At 61.1% G+C, this 19,099-nt stretch carries 14 protein-coding genes and 1 pseudogene; 13 read left to right on the top strand and 2 right to left on the bottom strand.

The genetic code is table 11. The features are described 5' to 3' along the window. Positions 1–148: 148 nt before the first annotated feature. The 3 genes from ACHZCU_RS21320 (at position 149) to ACHZCU_RS21310 (ending at position 5,849) form a co-directional block, all read left to right on the top strand. Positions 149–1,438, top strand: a complete 1,290-nt coding sequence (locus tag ACHZCU_RS21320; RefSeq protein WP_319520623.1) for an MFS transporter — start codon at positions 149–151, stop codon at positions 1,436–1,438. A gap of 94 nt (positions 1,439–1,532) precedes the next feature. Next, a complete protein-coding gene (locus ACHZCU_RS21315; protein ID WP_319520622.1) occupies positions 1,533–3,989 on the top strand; it encodes a glycoside hydrolase family 3 C-terminal domain-containing protein in 2,457 nt (818 codons plus the stop codon). A 123-nt stretch (positions 3,990–4,112) separates the two neighbouring features. Continuing rightward, a complete protein-coding gene (locus ACHZCU_RS21310) occupies positions 4,113–5,849 on the top strand; it encodes a carboxylesterase family protein (protein ID WP_319520621.1) in 1,737 nt (578 codons plus the stop codon). A gap of 64 nt (positions 5,850–5,913) precedes the next feature. On the opposite strand, the gene ACHZCU_RS21305 is transcribed toward ACHZCU_RS21310, so the two are convergent. Next, complete coding sequence (locus tag ACHZCU_RS21305) at positions 5,914–6,906, bottom strand: AraC family transcriptional regulator (protein ID WP_319520620.1); 993 nt, start codon at positions 6,904–6,906, stop codon at positions 5,914–5,916. Between the two features lie 181 nt (positions 6,907–7,087). Here ACHZCU_RS21305 and ACHZCU_RS21300 point away from each other — a divergent pair, with 181 nt between their 5' ends. The 3 genes from ACHZCU_RS21300 to ACHZCU_RS21290 all read left to right on the top strand — a co-directional run bounded on the left by ACHZCU_RS21300 (position 7,088) and on the right by ACHZCU_RS21290 (position 11,369). Further along, entirely contained in the window at positions 7,088–9,262 is a 2,175-nt protein-coding gene (locus ACHZCU_RS21300; RefSeq protein WP_319520619.1) for a TonB-dependent siderophore receptor, read from the top strand. 98 nt (positions 9,263–9,360) lie between these two features. Further along, entirely contained in the window at positions 9,361–10,452 is a 1,092-nt protein-coding gene (locus ACHZCU_RS21295) for an ABC transporter substrate-binding protein (protein WP_319520618.1), read from the top strand. After that, the gene (locus ACHZCU_RS21290) at positions 10,449–11,369 is read left to right on the top strand and encodes an alpha/beta hydrolase-fold protein (RefSeq protein WP_319520617.1); all 921 of its coding nucleotides are present in this window, start codon (positions 10,449–10,451) and stop codon (positions 11,367–11,369) included. Before ACHZCU_RS21295 ends, ACHZCU_RS21290 begins: the two co-directional genes overlap by 4 nt. A 101-nt stretch (positions 11,370–11,470) precedes the next feature. Here ACHZCU_RS21290 and ACHZCU_RS21285 read toward each other — a convergent pair. Next, positions 11,471–11,703 (bottom strand): annotated as a pseudogene (locus ACHZCU_RS21285) (tripartite tricarboxylate transporter permease); the annotation flags it as partial. Positions 11,704–11,902: 199 nt separating this feature from the next. On the opposite strand from ACHZCU_RS21285, the gene ACHZCU_RS21280 reads away from it, so the two are divergent. The 7 genes from ACHZCU_RS21280 to ACHZCU_RS21250 all read left to right on the top strand — a co-directional run bounded on the left by ACHZCU_RS21280 (position 11,903) and on the right by ACHZCU_RS21250 (position 19,095). Beyond that, positions 11,903–13,552 carry a thiamine pyrophosphate-binding protein gene (locus ACHZCU_RS21280; RefSeq protein ID WP_319520615.1) on the top strand — a complete coding sequence of 550 codons (1,650 nt, stop codon included), beginning with the start codon at positions 11,903–11,905 and terminating at the stop codon, positions 13,550–13,552. A 96-nt stretch (positions 13,553–13,648) separates the two neighbouring features. After that, the gene (locus ACHZCU_RS21275; RefSeq protein ID WP_319520614.1) at positions 13,649–14,680 is read left to right on the top strand and encodes an ABC transporter substrate-binding protein; all 1,032 of its coding nucleotides are present in this window, start codon (positions 13,649–13,651) and stop codon (positions 14,678–14,680) included. Positions 14,681–14,682: 2 nt separating this feature from the next. Next, positions 14,683–15,750, top strand: coding sequence for an ABC transporter ATP-binding protein (locus ACHZCU_RS21270; RefSeq protein ID WP_319520613.1), 1,068 nt, complete (start codon positions 14,683–14,685; stop codon positions 15,748–15,750). Next, the gene (locus ACHZCU_RS21265; protein ID WP_319520612.1) at positions 15,747–16,604 is read left to right on the top strand and encodes an ABC transporter permease; all 858 of its coding nucleotides are present in this window, start codon (positions 15,747–15,749) and stop codon (positions 16,602–16,604) included. Before ACHZCU_RS21270 ends, ACHZCU_RS21265 begins: the two co-directional genes overlap by 4 nt. Beyond that, positions 16,601–17,416, top strand: coding sequence for an ABC transporter permease (locus ACHZCU_RS21260; protein ID WP_319520611.1), 816 nt, complete (start codon positions 16,601–16,603; stop codon positions 17,414–17,416). The genes ACHZCU_RS21265 and ACHZCU_RS21260 overlap by 4 nt, the downstream gene beginning before the upstream one ends. Further along, complete coding sequence (locus tag ACHZCU_RS21255; RefSeq protein WP_319520610.1) at positions 17,417–18,196, top strand: aspartate/glutamate racemase family protein; 780 nt, start codon at positions 17,417–17,419, stop codon at positions 18,194–18,196. It abuts the gene before it with no gap. Next, on the top strand, positions 18,193–19,095 hold the full coding sequence (locus ACHZCU_RS21250) for a polysaccharide deacetylase family protein (protein ID WP_319520609.1): 903 nt from the start codon (positions 18,193–18,195) through the stop codon (positions 19,093–19,095). Before ACHZCU_RS21255 ends, ACHZCU_RS21250 begins: the two co-directional genes overlap by 4 nt. Positions 19,096–19,099 lie beyond the last annotated feature (4 nt).

The following is a 19,099-nucleotide window of genomic DNA, read 5'->3' as shown; positions in this document are numbered from 1 at the left end:
GCCTGTCATGCGTTCGCCGCCATAATGGGCTTTCGGGCGGGGAATGTACAACACCGAAAAAATATACCTATTAATCGGTAGATTTTTTATTCGAAAAGGCCTAGTTTTTCGCAATGTGAACGCATGTCACCTGTCCTGGGAGGATATCATGACAGAGCTTGCCGATTCCGGCTTTACCGCGGCGAACGCCGCCGCCCAAGAAGACGGCATTCCAGCCGTTTCCACGCTTTTCTTCGTTAAATATGCCGCGGCCATCATCGGCATCTACATTGCGCTGATGACGCCGGTGACCGTCACCATGGCCATCCGCGTGCAGGCGATTGCGCCTGAGGGCAAGGGCGCTGCGCTCGGCTCCATTCTCGGTCTCGGGGCGCTGTTCGCCCTGTTCGCCAATCCGATCTTCGGCTGGCTTTCCGACCGCACGGTGTCCCGCTACGGCCGTCGTCGCCCGTGGATGCTGGCCGGCATCGTTCTCGGCGGGCTTGCGGTGACGGGAATCGCCTTTTCGGAAAACCTGTTCGTCATCGGCGCGCTGTGGTGCCTGGCACAAACCACCTATAATGCCGCGCTCGCCGTCGTCGTCGCCATCGTTCCCGATCAGGTGCCCGAACACCAGCGCGGCCGGGTCTCGGCCATTTCGGGCATGGCGCTTTATATTGCCATGCTGATGGGCGCGGGCATCGCCGCGCTGACCGGCGCCAGCAATCCGCTCGGCTTTATCGCGCCGGCGCTGGTGGCCACCGTCGCCATCTTCTGGTTCGCGATCGGGCTGGAAGATCCGCACGCCGACAAGGCCGCGAAGCTTCAGCATCAGAGCATGGCCGATCTGGGGCGTTCCTTCCTGATCAATCCGGTCAAGCACGCCGATTTCAGCTGGGCGTGGCTCTCCCGCTTCTTCGTGTTCCTCGGCATGTCGGTGCTGATGACCTATCAGGCTTACTTCCTGATCGACCATCTGGGCATGCCGTCAGCCGGGATCGCCGACCTGCTGTTCGTGTCGACGCTGATCACGGCCATCGCGGTCATTGCGTCGTCCTTCATCAGCGGCTGGCTCTCCGATCGCCTGCATCGCCGCAAGGTTTTCGTCCTCGCCTCCGCCATCGGCTATTCGCTCGGCATCGTCATCATTCTTTCGGCAACCACGCTCGGTGTTTTCTATGTCGGTGTTGCCGTGTCGTCGCTGGCCTTCGGCATTTACATGGCCGTCGATCAGGCCCTCGTCGTCGACGTCCTGCCGGACCGGGAAACCGATGCCGCGAAGAACATGGGTATCCTCAACATCGCCAATGCCGTGCCGCAGTCCATCGCCCCGGCAATCGCACCGTTCTTTCTTGCAATCGGCGCAACGGGCGGCAACTATCCAGCACTTTATGCTTTCGCCGCTGTCGCCGCATTTCTCGGCGCGCTGGCCATCTGGCCGGTGAAAGGCGTTCGCTGAACGGCGGCGCGCCCCTTGCCTGCGCAAGCCGGGCTGAACCAAAATCCACCGGCTGCCCCGTGGCAGCCGACCCGCATTTCAAAGGAGGTCTTCAATGACCGATATCGACAAAATCCTCGATGAAATGACCCTTGAAGAGCAGGTTTCGCTGCTCTCGGGCGCTGATTTCTGGACCACCAATGCCGTCGAACGCCTCGGCGTTCCCAAAATCAAGGTGAGCGACGGGCCGAACGGCGCGCGCGGTGGCGGCTCCCTCGTCGGCGGTGTCCGAGCAAACTGCTTTCCCTGCGGCATTTCGCTTGGCGCCAGCTGGAATGTTGACGCGGCCTATGACATGGGCGCGGCCCTTGCCGCAGAAGCCCGTTCGAAGGGCGCCGGCGTACTTCTGGCGCCGACCGTCAATATTGACCGCAGCGGTCTCAATGGCCGCAACTTCGAATGCTATTCGGAAGACCCGGAACTGACGGCATCACTTGCGGTCGGCTATGTCAAAGGCGTTCAGGAACAGGGCGTTGCCGCCACGATCAAGCACTTTGTCGGCAATGAATCCGAACATCAGCGCCAGACCATGTCTTCCGACATCGGCGAACGGGCGCTCAGGGAGCTTTACCTTGTGCCGTTCGAACGCGCTGTAAAGGAAGCCGGCGTCTGGGCGGTGATGTCCGCCTATAACCGCCTGAACGGCACCTATGCCAGCGAGAACGAATGGTCGCTGAAACAGGTTCTGCGGCAGGAATGGGCCTTCGAGGGCATCGTCATGTCCGACTGGTTCGGCTCGCATACGACCGTGGAATCGGTAACCGCCGGACTGGACCTCGAAATGCCCGGCCCGACGCGCGATCGCGGCGACAAGCTGGTTCAGGCCGTCCGCGACGGCAAGGTCGACGCTGCGGTGGTCAAGGCGTCCGCCCGGCGCATTCTCAGGCTGATCGAGCGGATCGGCGCATTCGAGAACCCCGAAATCCCGGATGAAACCACGATCGACACGCCGGAACTGCGCGCCCTGCTGCGCCGCCTTGCCAGCGATGGCGCGGTGCTGCTGAAAAACGACGGCGTCCTGCCGCTTGCTCCCGATACGCTCGCAAAGGTCGCCGCCATCGGCCCGAACGCCGACGAGGCCCGGATCATGGGCGGCGGCAGCGCCCAGATCAACGCGCTCTACCGCGTCAGCCCCCTCGACGGGCTGAAAGCCGCTCTGGGAGATGCCGCCGTCATTCATGCGCAGGGCTGCTCCAACAACCGGCTTCTGCAGGAGGTCACGGGCGATATCGACGTCGCTTTCTTCAAGGGCACGGCTCTGGAAGGCGCGCCGGTTGCGACCTCATCCAGCGAAACGAGCCAGTTCTTCTGGTTCGACCTTCCTGACGAAGAGCTGAACTGGGACAATTTCTCGGTTCGCGCCACAGCGCGCTTCACCGCGCAAAAGAGCGGAAAGCATGTGGTCGGCCTGGCGAATGCCGGTTTCGCCAACCTCTTTATCGATGGCGAAAAGCAGATCGACGGCACCACGGACTGGGTGCGCGGCGACAATTTCTTCGGGCTGGGCAACAATGAACGTCGCGCCGAAGTGACGCTGGAAGCCGGTCGCGCTTATGAAATCACCGTCGAGTATCGCCCGCCGGACGACACGCAGGAAGGCATCGATATCCGTGCCATGCGTTTCGGCATCGAACCGGTGCTCGACGACACGGCCATTCAGGAGGCCGAAGAGGCCGCCCGCAATGCCGAGATCGCCATCGTGTTTGCCGGCCGCCAGGGCGAGTGGGATACGGAAGGCCTCGACCTGCCGGACATGGACCTTCCCGGCCGCCAGGACGAGCTTATCGCGCGCGTTGCCGCCGCCAACGAAAACACGATTGTCGTGCTGCAGACCGGCGGGCCCGTGCTGATGCCGTGGCTGGACAAGGTCAGGGCGGTGCTGCAGTTCTGGTATCCGGGGCAGGAACTCGGAAGCGCCGTCGCCGACGTTCTTTTCGGCAAGGCGGAACCCGGCGGACGTCTGCCGCAGACCTTCCCGCTGAAGCTGGAAGACAATTCGGCCTTTACCGGCGATCCCATCACCTATCCGGGCGTGGACGGCCATGTCCGCTATGATGAGGGCGTCAATGTCGGCTATCGCCATTTCGACCGCTCGAATGCCGGAACGCTGTTCGCTTTCGGCTACGGCCTTTCCTACACGACGTTCGAATGGTCCGCGCCGCGGCTGTCGGAAACCGTGATCGGCGAGGACGGCATCACCGTCGAGGTCGACGTGACCAATACGGGCGAACGGGCAGGCTCCGAGGTCGTCCAGCTTTATGTCCGCCCGGTCGATCCCAAAGCCGACCGACCGCTGAAGGAGTTGCGGGCCTTCGCCAAGCTCGCGCTTCAACCCGGTGAGACCGGCACGGCCAAGCTTGCCATCACGCTGCGCGATCTCAGCTACTTCTCGATGGAGGACAAGGCATTCCGCGCGGATGCCGGGGCCTATGAGCTCGTCATCGCCCGCAATGCGGCCGATGTCAGCGCGGTGGCACGCGTCACGCTCGAAAAGGACTGGATCGAAGCCTGACAATGCGGCGGGGCCTTTCTGCTGAAACAGCAAGGCCCCGTTGGCCGGACGACCATCCGGCATCCGGGATGAGGAACACATAAAGGCGCGGCCATCCGCCGGCGCTGAACGGGAGGAAAAGCCATGCTTTATCGAAACCCGGCCGGAAGCGGCCGAAACGGCCTGCGGCGTATCGCACTGGTTGCCGCGCTTATTGGCAGCTGGTCGCCGGCCGCGTTTGCCGCCGATGCCACCTATCAGGCGGGCGTCGCCCAGCAGACGCTTTACGGCGAAGTCGATGGCGCAGAGACCAATGACGGCGCAACGCTTTTCTGGCGCGGCGTGCCCTATGCCGCTGCCCCTGTGGGCGCCCTGCGCTGGAAAGCGCCGCAAAAACCGGTGGCTTGGACGGGCCCTTTGGACGCCACCGGAGACGCCTCGCTCTGCCCGCAGATGACCGGCGGCAAGGCAGTCGGCAGCGAAGACTGCCTGACGCTTGACATCTCGCGCCCCAACACGGACGAAACCGGATTGCCGGTGCTGTTTTATATTCACGGTGGCAACAATCAGGGCGGCAACAGCGGCACGGTCGATTTCGAACAGCTCGCCGTCAACGCCGATGCCGTGGTCGTTGCGGTCAATTACCGGCTCGGCCTGCTCGGTTTCAACAACCTGCCGGCGCTCAAAACGGGCAATCCGCAGGAAGACTCCGGAAATTATACGCTCCTCGACCTTGCCCGCGCGCTGGACTGGATCGACGCGAATATCGGCGCTTTCGGCGGCAATGCCGATAACATCACGGTTTCCGGGTTTTCCGCAGGCGGGCGCGATGTCATGGCAATGCTGATCTCGCCGCTGTTTCACGACAAATTCCAGAAGGCCATTTCCTTCAGCGGCGGCATGACGCTGGCAGATGCTGAGGAAAGTACGGGCCTGGTTGCAGATGCTATCGCTCCGCTGGTGGTCGAAGCGGGGATCAAGCCGGATGATGAAACCGCGCGGCAATGGCTGATGAGCACGGACCCGGCGGTGAAGGATTTCCTCTACGACCTGCCCGATGATCGCCTCGCCGGGCTGATGACCAATGCCGGCATCCGCATGGCCGTTTTTCCGCATCTTTATAATGACGGTGTGGTGCTGCCGAAGGAAGGGTTCGAAACGGACAGCTACAATGCCGTCCCGCTGATGATGACCACCGGCACATCGGAATTCTCGCTGTTTGCCCGCTTCGACCCGGAATTCGCCGCCGCCAGCGATGCCGACCTCATCGACGACAGCGACCTCAACGCCCGCTACAAATTTGCCGAAGGCTACGGCAGCAAGCTCTACGAGATTTTCAACGCCCAGGATTCGGCCCGCGAGATGATCGACCGCTATGATGCGCCGATCTACACCGCACGCTTTGCCTGGGGGGAAGACCCGCAGATCGTCGGCGACACCATGGCGGATCTTTACGGGTCGTTCCACGGCATCTGGATCCCCTTCGCCGCGGACAACACATCGGGCTTTGCCGCGCAGTTCCCCGAAGCCTTCGACAATGCCGGTGCCCGCGATCTTGCGGCGAAATTCGGAACCTATCTGCGCAATTTCATGTGGGAGGGAGACCCGAACGGCGACGGGCTGACCGCGTGGAACCCCTGGCAGAGCGCCGACAGCGGACCGACACAGCTGATCCTGAATGCCGACATGGAAAAGGCGGATATCCGGATGTCGGACGAACGGACGCCGTATGAAGACGTGCTGAAGGCGATGGATGCCGACGACACGATTTCGGCGGAAGCGAAACGGCATCTGATCGAGACGGTGCTCGACGGTCGCTGGTTCTCTTTCGGGCTCGACCGGCACTACGACAACAACAACACATGGGTCGGCGTCGAGTAGCAGGCCTCGCCTTTCAACACTGCCGGCTAGATCATCGGGCGGTTCAGATTAACCGCCCGATGATCTAAGCGCCGATCTTGCCCGGTGACATGCCGAACTGGCGGCGGAATGCGGTCGAAAAATTGGCGGTGGAGCTGTAGCCGGCGGCGAAGGCGGCCTCGGCGATGGAAACCTCGCCCCTGTTCAGCATATTGCGCGCCTGCTCCAGCTTGATCATGCGGGTATAGTGAAAAACCGTCATGCCGTGAGCGGCATGAAAAAGCCGTTGCAGCGTATTGGCGCCGACGCCGGCATGCGCCGCCAGATCGGCAACGGTCGGCAGATATCCGCGTGCGGCGATAATCATGTCTTCCGCACGGGCAAGCCTTTTGCTCTCGGCTGCACTCAGCCGGGCCTGCGGCAGCGTCGGCCCGCCATTTTCCGCGAGGGCATGAAACGCTTCGGCAATGATCATCAGCACGCAGCTTTCCATCTGCAGCCTGTGCAGATGCGGCGTGGCGACCGGCGTGTGCATGGCCTGTTCGGCAAAGGCAAGTGCGGCCTGACTCGGGCGCCAGTTGGAAAGCGCCAGCCGTGCCTTGCTGAAACGGGCAACCGCTGCGGCGGAGTGGTCGGAGAACACATCGCCCGATGCCAGCCATTCCGGCAATATCGATATGTTGAACTTGCGGATACGGTCGCCCTTTTTCACCTTTCGCCAGAACCGCACCGGTTCGTTCTGCGCGCAGATAACGGCCACCGGCTCCCATGTTCGCCGGTTCGCGGCGCGTTCCGGCATGGGCAGCACCCGGTCATTCAGCCGGGCCTCGACACCGCCGGCAAAGAACATCTTTATGCTCAGATGCGGCTGCAGTTCGGATTCTGTTTCCATATCGCAAAGGCTGACCGTGTCGGAATGCAGAACGCTCAACCCGTCGCGCAGCTTCACGTGGCCGTAGCGTCCGTCAAGCGTGCCGTGCCCGGCGCCTGTCCGGCTCAAAAGCCTGAAGGAGCTGTTGGCGCGGCGCATATGCGACAGGAAGGCTTCGGTCTGAAACGGGGCGGCACGGTTCTGCATGATCGTTCCCATCGCGCGTGATCTGGTCGTTTTGCAAAACAAATTGGGGCTTGTGCAAAATCCCGGTCTGTAGATTTCGCTTCGCCTCATACCGTATATGACAAAACATGAATTTTGTAATCATGTTTATCGCCGCAGGTTTTTCGGGACCGATGCCCAAGGCGGTTTTACGGGGGTCTTGATGCGTATTTCAGCCGCAAAATGCCTTGTCCTGACGACGACGGTCAGCCTGGCAGCGCTTCAGTTTGCCAGCCCTGCCCTGGCGCAGGATACCGATGTGACGGTTCTCGATCCGGTGAACGTGACGGTTGCCGGTTCGGGGGAAAGCGACGACGGCTTCGTCGCCCGCTCGGCCGGTTCCGCGATGAAGACCAGCCGGCCGCTGATTGAAACGCCCCAGTCCGTCTCCGTCGTCACCCGCCGGGAATTCGAGGAGCACAATGCGACATCGGTGCAGCAGGCGCTTCTTTACAGTTCCGGCGTTCAGGGCGAATTAAGGCCCAATGACCGTTATGACATCGTTCCGGTGCGCGGCTTCGGCGGATACCAGAATTTCGTGCAGTATCTCGACGGCCTGCGCATCATGAAGGGCATTTCCTATGCCGAGCCGACCATCGATCTCTACAATCTCGAACGGGTCGAGGTGGTCAGGGGACCGGCCTCGGTTCTCTATGGTCAGATGACGCCGGGCGGCATGGTCAATCTGGTCTCCAAGAAACCGACGGACGCACCGTATCGCGAGGTTTTTACCACGCTCGGCAATGAGAACTACATCAAGTCAGGCGTGGATTTCGGCGGCCCCATCGATGACGAAGGCATTTACCGATACCGTTTCGTCGCCTCCGGCCGCTACAACGAAACCAATATCGACGGCGTTGAATCGTCGCGGATTTCGGTGCTTCCCTCGTTTGAAATCACGCCGGATGATGGCACCAGCCTGGTCATGCAGTTCAGCTATACCGACGACCCGTCAAGCAATTATCCGGGGTTCCTTCCGGCCGAGGGCACGGTTCTGCCAAACGGCGACTACCCCTACATTCCCTATGATTTCAATATCGGCGACCCGGATTTCGACAAGTTCACCCGCCAGACGACCACGGCGGGATATGAGTTCGAGCACGCATTCGACGACATTTTCACCTTCCGTCAGAACCTGCGCTACACCCATATCGATACCGAACATCGTTCGCTGTTTTATTCCGGCATCAACGGCACAACGCTGAGCCGCGGCATTTCCAGTCTGAAGGAAAAGGCCGATACGCTGGCCGTCGATACCCAGCTTCAGGCCGATTTTTCCACCGGCATGCTGGACCATACCGGCCTCATCGGCGTCGACTACAACTATATCGACGCCAACCGGCTGATGGGCAGGGGGAACGGTCCCTCCATCGATTATCTCGCCCCGGATTACAACCAGCCCATTACCGACCCCGATTACGCCACCGACACCGATCAGGTCACCAATCAGGTGGGCATTTATCTGCAGGATGAGATCTCCTATGGCGCGCTGACAGTGGCGCTTGGCGGTCGCTACGATTACTACGACATTACCAATGACAGCACGACCATAGCCTCCGGGGCCAAAACCTCGACGACAAACGAAAACCATGCCTTTACCGGCCGCATCGGCGCGACCTACCTGTTCGAAAACGGCATCGCCCCCTATGCCAGCTACTCGACGTCATTCGAGCCGCCGTCGGGTTTCGGATACAGCCCCAGTGGCGGAACAACGCTCGATCCCGTCGAAGGCGAGCAATATGAAGTCGGAGTGAAGTATCAGCCCTTCGATGGCGCTGACAGCTATTTCATGGCATCGGCCTATCAGCTGACGGAAAAGAACGCCCTCAGCGCGGATCCGAACTACAGAGGCTATTATGTCCAGACCGATGAAATCGAACTGAAGGGCATTGAGCTGGAAGGCAAGCTTGCGCTCGATTCCGGCTGGGATCTCACCCTTGCCTATACCTATGCCGACCCGGAAATCACCGCGAGTGCAACGCCCGGCCTTGTCGGCAATGCACCGGCGGCCGTGCCGGAAAACGCCGCCTCCGCCTGGCTGCACTACAGTTTCCTGAACGGTCCGCTTGAAGGTCTCGGTCTCGGCGCAGGCGTTCGCTATGTCGGTGAAAGTTATGGCGACCAGGAAAACAGTTTCAAGGTCCCCTCCTACACGCTTGTCGACGCCGGGCTGGACTATGACTTCGGTGTCAAATGGCCGAAATACGAGGGCCTGAAGCTGAACGTGACGGCGACCAATATCGGCGATGAGGAATATGTCGCCTCCTGCTCATATGCGACCCGTTGCTTCTACGGCACGAACCGTTCGGTCTATGCAACGCTGAAATACCAGTGGTAACCCCAGTAACTCCATGAAACGGAGCCGGCGGTCGGCTCCGTTTCCGGCTTTCCCGGCCGAAAAGCCCCGTCTGGAACCAAAAGGAAGAAACTGCTGATATGTTGCGGACACTGGCCTTTCTCTGCTTCAGTCTTTTTGCCATCTGTCCGCAGGCCTTTGCGGCCATCGAACTTCACGATGTCAGCGGCCGCACCGTGACACTCGACACGCTGGCAAAGCGACTGCTCGTCGATGACGGGCGCATCATCTTCGCGCTGTCATTCCTGAGCGACGATCCGGCCTCTCTGATCGCCGCCTGGCCGCACGATATCGACCGCCTCGGGCGTGCGCCCTATGCCGCGCTGGAAAAGCTTTCGCCCGAGATCGGCACGCTGCCGGCAACGGGCAGCAATGCCAGCGGCATGTCCGCCGAGGCCATTCTCTCCGTCGATCCCGATCTGGTGGTGCTCTCCGTCTACTCGCAGTTTTCCGATGACCGGGTTCGCCTGCTGGAGCGCGCCGGGGTTCCGGTCATCTACGTGGATTTCGTCACCGATCCGTTGGAAAATGCCGACAAAAGCCTCCTTCTTTTAGGCGCGGCAACCGGCCATGCGGCGGCGGCACACAAACTGGTCGCCTTCAGGTCGGCACATCGCGACGCCATTGCCCGCCGGCTTCAGCAGGCAGGCAGGGTGGAGCGCCCTTCCCTGTTTCTCGAAACCCATGCCTCGGCAACGGGCCAATGCTGTTTTTCACCCGGAAAGGCCGGCATTGGCCGGCTGATCGCCTTTGCCGGCGCTGACAATATCGGCAACGCCCTTGGCAACAAACCCTTCGGCCAGCTGACGATCGAAGCGATATTCACCGCCGATCCGCAAATCTATATTGCCTCCGGCGGCGCCTACATGAAGGATCGCGACGGGCTTCTGATCGGCCCCGGCTTTAGCGCCGAAGACGAGCGGCAATCGCTGGACCGCCTGCTGGACCGTCCCGGTTTCAATGGCCTTTCCGCGGTGGAAACCGGACGGATCCACGCCATGGACAGACATCTTTTCGACCCGGTCATCGATATACTGGCGCTGGAACTGCTTGCGAAATGGGCTCATCCGGATCTGTTTGCCGATCTCGATGTCGATGCAACACGCACGGCACTCGATCAGATGACGCCGCTCGGCGTGGCCCGAGGATACTGGCGCGGAGCAGGCAAATGACCGGGAACCACAATGTCACGCCGACCACGCAGAACAGGGCCGCCGATATCGAGATGGAGCCTTTCACCCCGCACCGACATGAACAGTGTCGTCGCTTTCAGATCGTATCCGCTTCCGGTCTCTCCTATGAGATTTTCGTCAGCATCCCGCGGCAGGCACCGCCACCGGAGGGTTTCCCGGTACTCTATCTCCTCGATGCCAATGCGGATTTCACGCTGACAGACCAGGTGCTGGAACGGCTTTCGCGCCGGCCCGAGGCAACCGGCGTCGCACCGGCCATCCTCGTCGGCATCGGCTATCCGGAAACCGAAGGCTACAACCAGCCGCGACGCCATCTCGATCTGACGGCCGGTCCCACGCATGATCCTTTCTATGCAAAGACCACGCTGAACTTCGGCGGGCAGAGCGCGTTCATCGCGTTTCTGCAAGACACGCTGAAGCCGCTCATTCGCAGCCGTTGTCCGGCTGACAGCAAGCGCGAAACGATCCTCGGCCATTCTCTCGGCGGTTATTTCGTCGCCACGCTGGCAACGGCGAAACCGGACCTGTTTTCCGGTTACATCGCCATCAGCCCGTCGATCTGGTGGGACCGGGACGGTCTTCTCGCAAGTCTGGCCGTCCCCTCCCCGTCCCGCTCGCAAACCATCCGGCTCTACCTCGCCGCCGGAAGCCAGGAAGGCGAAACGGTGGCAGTGGAGCAGAATGCCGGCACACAGGCATCCGCGCACGATGCACTGAGGCAAAGACGCCGGATGATCGGCAATGTCCGGGATCTGGCGGAACGCTGCAAGGCCGTCTGTCGCGAGGCGGTCGACCTGCGCCTCGACATCATTGCCGATGAAGACCACTCAAGCATCTTCGTCGCCTGTCTGCCGAAAGCGTTGCGCTTTACCCTGCCGTTTTCATCGGCCGACTGAAACGCTCCACACGATACAGAAAGAACCGGCCCGTTTGCCGGACCGGTTCTCTCGACATATTCTGTCCCGCAGACACACGAAACAGGCAGCACTGACGGTCTCTAGACGGCCGGGTTTCGGCGCTCCCTGTTCTTGCGCATCAGGAACCGGACCAGCGGCAGGAACAGGGTCAGGATGGCAGCCGTCAGCAGTGCGACGGTGATCGGACGCGTATAGAGGAAGTCGAAACTGCCGCCCGAAAGCGAAAGCGCGCGGCGGAAATTCGATTCCGCCATCGGCCCCATGATCAGGGCGAGGCCGGGAATTCCCATTTCTGCATGAAATACCCGACAATGCACAGCGTCAGGTGGTCCGCGGAACGATTTTTGCTTGTCAAAAGACTTCGGCCCCACAGGCCATGTGCAGCGCAACACTCGGACGCAAAGAATGTTCACTTCATGGAACTATTCACTCGAATATATTGCTCTTTTAATCGCATATAAAATTCGGCTAACGTTGATTTCAGAGGTCGGAACGAAATTGAAAAAAACAAAATGATGCACTCACTCCCTGAAAAACCGCTTCACCAGCTGTTGGCGGAAATGCTGCCGGAATTTGGCGTTTCGCATCTTTTCGGTGTCGTCGGCGATGCCAATCTGTTCCTTGTAAGACATTACAGATCAGAACAGCTGGGCCGCTACATCGCCTGCACCCATGAGGCCAATGCGGTGCTTGCCGCTCTCGGTTTTGCGCAAGCCTCCGGGCGCACAGGCGTGGCGACCATCACCCACGGGCCGGCGCTGACCAACGCCGTTACCGCACTTGCCGAAGGCGCCAAGGGCGGCATTCCGCTGGTTGTCCTTTGCGGCGATACAGCGCCCGGCGATACCCAGCACCTGCAAAAGATCGATCAGAAGCCGATCATCGAAGCCACCGGCGCCACGCTGGTGGAAATGCGCTCGCCAGAAACAGCCATTGCCGATCTGGAACGCGCTTTCGCGATCGCCACGCATCGCCACACCACCGTGGTCTTCAACATGCGCGTCGACCTGCAATGGTCGAATGCAGCCAGGCACACGTCGCTGAAACCGTGTATTCCGGCCGTCCGGATGGCGGCAGCCGCACCTGCGGAAATCGAAGATGCCGTCGGCATGCTGGCCTCGGCCCGTCACCCACTGATCCTGGCGGGGCGGGGCGCGACCGATCCGCAGGCGCGTGATGCCATCGTCAGGCTTGCACACCGCGTGGAAGCGCCGCTTGCCACCACATTGAAGGCGCAGGGCCTGTTCGAAGGCGAAGCTTTCGATATCGGCCTTTGCGGCGGCCTCAGCCATCCCACGGCAATCGATGTGATCATGCGGTCTGATTGCATCGTCGCCTTCGGCGCCAGTCTCAGCAAGCACACCACCGAAGAAGGCGCCTATACGCAGGGAAAACGCGTCATCCAGGTGCTGCCCGACGCCGAGGACAATCCGCGCCTCGACCGCCCCACCCTGCGCCTGATCGGCGATCTGGCGGAAACCGCCGACGCCATGACCGGACTGCTCGATGCCGCCGAAATCCCCGGATCGCAGGCGACCAGCCCCGATCTCGCCGAGCACCTTGCCGGCGAAGCAGCCAGCTTTGACCGGCTGCCGGAACCCCGCGAAACCGCCCCCGGCACCCTCGACATCGATCATGCGCTGCGCAGGCTTCATCAGGCATTGCCGGTCGAGCGCGTTCTGGCGGCCGATCTCGGGCGGTTTGTCACAACGGCCTGGCGCAACCTGCCGGTAAAACGGCCACAGGATCTGGTCTACAGCTGCCATTTCGGCGCCATCGGCTGCGGTCTCGGCGAAGCTCTGGGCGCTGCTGTGGCGACGACCGACAGGCCGACCGTTCTGGCCGTCGGCGACGGCGGATTTCAGCTTTCCGGTCTGAGCGAGCTTTCGACCGTTATTCGCGAAAAACTCGATCTCATTATCCTGCTCTGCAATGACGGCAGCTATGGCGCCGAACATGTCCAGCTCACGCGGCGCGGCATGTCCACCGACATTTCGATGATCGACACGGCAGACTTTGCGGCAACGGCAAGCGCGATGGGCATGGATGCGGTGCGGGTCTCAGACACCGCAAGCCTTGAAACTGCATGCGATGCAATCGCCCGGCGCAACGGCCCCCTCCTCATCGACATAAGGCTCGATCCGGAAAAGATCGAACCGTGATCATCATGCCGTCCTTGTTCAAAGGGCATCCACAGGGACATCCGTGTCGGTTCAGCGGCTGTCTTCATCCAACAGCGGAGCCATCAGGAGAGTTGAATGACCTTTTCCCGACGTGATCTTCTCAAGACTTCAGCGGGCGCCGCCGCCCTCGGCCTTTTGGGTTTCCCGGCAATGGCGCAGACCGACACATTCATCGTCAACATGTTCGGCGGACGCTGGGAGAATGACTGGCGCACCTATATCATGCCGCAGTTTTCCGAACAGATCGGCCGGCCTTTCGACCTCGATGTCGGCCTCGGCATGGCCTGGATTTCGAACTTCCGCGCCGCCGGCGTCGACAACCCGCCCTTCCCGGCCGTGATGCTAAATGAAAAATACACGGCCATGATCCGCAATGACGGCTATTTCGAAGAACTGACGCCGGAAAAAATTCCTAACATGGCCGATGTCATCGAACCGGCCATCCTGAAGGGCAACACCGCCGTCACCGGCATGCTCGCGCCGCTGGTCATTGCCTACCGCACCGATCTCGTGGATGAACCGCCGAAGGGCTGGGCCGATCTGTGGGCGCCCCGCTTCAGGGGACAGATCGGGCTCTACAAGATCACCAACTCCGCCGCGACCATGATGGCGCTGTGGGCCGGTGAACATTTCGGCTCCGGCCGCGACGATATCGAAACCGCCGTCGCCAAGTTCAAGGAACTGGCCCCCTTCCCGCAGATCGGCTACTCCGCGCAGCTGACCCCGCTGCTCACACAAGGCCAGATCGCCGTTGCGCCGATTGATCTGGGCGAAGTGAAAACCATGCAGGAACAGGGCGTTCCGATCGATTTTGTCGTGCCCGAAGAAGGCATGATGGTGTTCGACCATTCCTTCTCCGTGTTCAAGAACAGCCCCGACAAGGCGCTTGGCGAGGAATATGTCAACTTTGTCCTGAGCCCCGAGATCCAGCTATGGATGGCGGAAAACTGGCTGATCGCGCCGACCAACAAGACGGTGGAACTGCCGGAAGAGCTGCAGAAATGGCCGCTTCAGCCCGAAGTGGTTTCACAGGCCATTCGCTTTGACTGGGACAAGACGCTCGCCATCATGCCGGAACTCAACGATCTCTGGGAACGGACTATCTAGGCATGGCGCTGATCGAGGTACGCAATCTGCGCAAGCAATATCATGACTTCCTTGCGCTCGATAATGTTTCCCTGACGGCTCAGTCAGGGCAACTTGTCACGCTGCTGGGGCCGTCGGGCTGCGGCAAGAGCACCACCTTGCGGTGCCTTGCCGGGTTTCTCGAGCCGAATGGCGGTTCGATCAACGTCGATGGCGAAAGCATCGTTTCCGTACCTCCCAACCGCCGGGATTTCGGTGTCGTCTTCCAGAACTACGCCCTGTTTCCGCACATGACCGTCGCCGACAATATCGCCTATGGTCTGAAGCTGCGGAAATATTCAAGGGGGGAGATCGAGACCCGGGTCTTCGACGTTATGAAACTTGTCCGCCTGACCGGCCTGGATGACCGTTATCCGCGCCAGATTTCAGGCGGACAGCAACAGCGCGTGGCGCTTGCCCGCGCGCTGGTTCTCAAGCCCCGCCTGCTGCTGCTGGACGAGCCGTTGGCCAATCTGGATGCGCGCCTGCGCGACGAGGTCCGCTGGTTGATCCGCGATATCCAGCAGCAGTCCGGCATCACCGCATTTTACGTCACCCACGATCAGGCCGAGGCCATGGCGATTTCCGATATGGTCGCCGTGATGAAATCCGGACGGGTGGCGCAATTTGCAAGCCCGCGCGAGATTTATCAAAAGCCGGTCGAGCGCTATGTCGCCGATTTTACCGGCGAAGCCAACTTCCTGCCCTGCCAGTCTGTCGAGCCCATCGGCCCGGGGCGCATGCGCGTGCAGGTGGCCGACAGAACGCTTGAGGTCGACGGCGTTCCAACCATTAGCGCGTCCGACAGGGCCGAGCTTCTGCTGCGCCCGGAATCGCTGCGTTTCGCCAATACCGGCGAGGAACCGACCTTTACCGGCCGGATTAGCAAATCCGCATTTCTGGGCGCCTCGCAACATTGCGAGGTCACGCTTGCCGACAACAGCAGCCTCAAGCTGGCCGCACCGCCAAATGCGGCACTTGCCATCGGCGACGAGGTCGGCCTGGCTTTCGACCGTTCGCATGCATGGGTGATCCCGGAGGTCGAACCGTGAAGAACGCGCGAACACTGCGGCTGCTTCTGGCTGTCCCCGCCGTCGCCCTGATCTTCGTGTTCATGATCCTGCCGATCACGAACATGGTGGATATGAGCTTCCGCACGCCCGGAACCTCCCAGCCTTTCGGCGACCAGTACACGCTGATGAACTACACCCGTATTCTGGGCGACAATTATTATTGGGGCGTTCTCGCCCGTTCGCTGCTCACCGCCGCCACGGTCACATTTGCCTGCCTGGTGGTCAGCTATCCGATCGCCTGGCATCTGTCGCGCGCCAAGGGCATGAAGGCGGCCCTGCTCTACGCCTGCATCGCCTCGCCGCTGATGACCGGCGTTCTGGTCCGCAACTTCGGCTGGATGATCATCGCCGCCCTGAACGGCCCGCTGAACGAAACGCTGATCGGTCTCGGGATCATCGAAAGGCCGCTGCGCCTGCTCTTCACGCAGGGGCTGGTGGTGCTGGCGCTGGTGCATGTCTTCGTGCCCTTCATGGTGCTGCCGATCAACAATGCGCTGCGCAACATTCCGGCAAGCCTGCTGGAGGCCTCCGCGTCAATGGGCGCTTCCCGTTACCGCGTGTTTCGCGACATCGTCCTGCCGCTCAGCTTTCCCGGCATTCAGCCCGGCATCATCCTTGTCTATGTGCTGGCGGTCGCGGCCTATGTCACCCCCGCTCTGCTTGGCGGCCACATGGTCACATACATGCCCACGGTCATCATCGCCGAACTGACCGGAACCTTCCGCTGGCCGCTCGGTTCATCACTGGCGATCATGCTGAGCGTCTCCACCGTCACCATCGTCATCATCTTCACGATGTTGACCTGGAAACTCCTGGAAAGGGCACGCCCATGACCTCCGCTTCGGTTCCGGCCGTGACGGGCAAAAAGCCGCTTGCCCTCGGTTTCGGCATTGTCATCGTCGCGCTTTACATATTCCTTCTGGCGCCACTGGTGACGATCATCGGCGCGTCCTTCACCGCGGGCCAGTTGATCGAGTTCCCCCCGCAGGGTCTGTCGTTGCGCTGGTATGAAGAATTCCTGTCCCGCCAGGATCTGGTCGACGGGCTTTTCATGTCACTGCGCATCGGCGCGATCACCGCGGTCGTCACCACCGTCATCGCCATGATGGCAGCCCTTGCCGGGCAGGCCATCAGCGGGCGGATCGGCGGCTGGTTTCAGCTTGGCATGACCCTTCCCCTGCTCGTGCCTGAATTGCTGACCGCCGTCGGTCTCCTGTTCTTCCTCTACAAGATCGGCCTTGGCAAAACGGTTCTCGGCCTGCAGATCGGCCACATTCTCATGTCCTTTCCTTATGCCTATGTATCGATATCGGCTGCGCTCAGGCAGGTGCCGGCGTCCCTTGAGGAGGCCTCCGCCAGCCTTGGTGCAAACGGCTGGCAGACATTCCGGCTGGTGATCCTGCCGCTTGTCAGGCCGGGGCTTGCCATGGGCGGCATCTTCGCCTTCATCAACAGTTTCGATCTCTACACCATCTCGCTGCTTTTGAAGCCGCTTGGCGGCAATACCCTGCCGCTGGCGCTGTTCGATTTTCTCACCTACGAGTTCAAGCCGACTGCTGCCGCAGCCGCCACCCTGTCGATCATTCTGGCAATCATCGGTGTCGCGCTGGTTCAAAAACTCGTTGGCCTGCAGAGAGCCTTCTAGATGACCAGCCACAATCAGGAAACGCACACCGGCGGACAGTCCGGCAAAGTCCGTATTCTCTATCAGCTTGTCAGCCCCCTGCACCGCAGCGCGGGCCAGGGCGAAATCGACCGGCGGCTGCAGATGCTGAAGGCATGGGCCCCGGAAAGCGACATTGATATCGCCTCGCCCGAAGACGGCCCGGCCGCCGTTGAATCGGCAAGCGATGCGGCCATGGTCTTTCCCAGCCTGCGCAAGGCAGCACAAGGCTGGCAGGACCGTGGCTATGACGCCGTCGTCATCGGCTGTTTCAGCGATCCGGCAATCGGCGCCCTGAAAGAGACGTCAGGCATACAGGTCATCGGGCCCGGTGAGGCCGGCATGCTGGCCGCCGTCCAGCTTGGTGAGCGCTTCTCCGTTCTGTCCTCGACCCCGACACCGCCCGGCCTGCGCCGGCGCATTCGCGGCATCGGCATAGAACCGATGTTTGTTTCGGAACGGCTGGTCAGCGCCTCGGTCGCGCAACTCGTCGGCGATCCCGAAAGGCACATGCCCGGCATCATCGATCAGGCACGGCTATGCATCGATGCCGGCGCGGATGTCATCGTGCTTGGATGCCTCGCCATGTCGTTTGCGCCGGGCATACCCGAAGCCCTGAGCGACGCGATCGGCATTCCGGTGATCAACCCGGTCATTGCCGGGTTGAAGGCAGCCGAAACCATAATGCTCCACCAGGCAAGGCGGCCTGCGGAAAAAGTCCAAGAACCAAAAACGGCGTTTTGCGAAGGGAGCGAAGAATGAATGCCCAAAACCCCAACCTGCACACTGCGGATGCCTATCAGGATCTCGTCACGGCTGCCCGGTTCCAGTCGACCCGCCGGGTGCCCATTCCCGACCTGACCTATCCGGACGGCGTGCGCATTGCCGTGAATTTCACGCTGGATTTCGATGCCATGCTCCTCAGGCGTCTTCTGAACGAGCCATGGGGCCAGAAGGCGAAAGGTGAGTTCGGGGGCCGCATCGGCATCTGGCGGATACTCGACATGTTCGATGCCAACGACGTCAAGGTCACGCTGTTTACTCCGGGCCGCATTGGCGAGCTTTATCCCAAGGCCCTGCACCGCGCGGTTGCGGCCGGGCACGAGCTTGCCGACCATATGTGGGAACACGATGTGCCCAAGGACCCGGCCATCGAGGAAGCGCACCTGAACCGGGCCGTCGCGACACTCTCGCAGATCGCCGGAAAACCGATAACCGGAACACGGTCCAGCCACACGCCGGCTCTGCTGCGCGCATGCGGGATCACCTATAATTCGTTCACCTCGGCCAATACCACGCCGTTTTACGAGCTGGACGAACAGGGGGCGAACCCGCTGTTGCAGTTGCCTTTCCACTATGCGCTTGACGATGCGATGTTTTTCAGTTTCGGCTGGCTTGCCACGCCCAATGCGGCGCAACGCATTCTCGATGTCGACGAGGTTTTCGAAATCTGGTGGGCCTCCTTCCTGCAGCAATACAAGAAGGGCGGCTATCTGAATTTCCTGCTCCACCCCTTTGTGTCCGGCCATGCCATGCGCGTCGATATGCTGGAACGGCTGATACAGCGCATGAAGACGCTGCCCGGCGTGTGGTTTCCCACCTGCGGAGCGATTGCCGACCACATCTTTGCAAACCATCCCTTCAAGCCGGTGCAGGAGTAACGTC

The sequence above is a fragment of the uncultured Martelella sp. genome (assembly GCF_963677965.2).
GTDB lineage: Bacteria > Pseudomonadota > Alphaproteobacteria > Rhizobiales > Rhizobiaceae > Martelella > Martelella mangrovi.
This window is presented reverse-complemented; position numbering and strand designations above follow the sequence as displayed.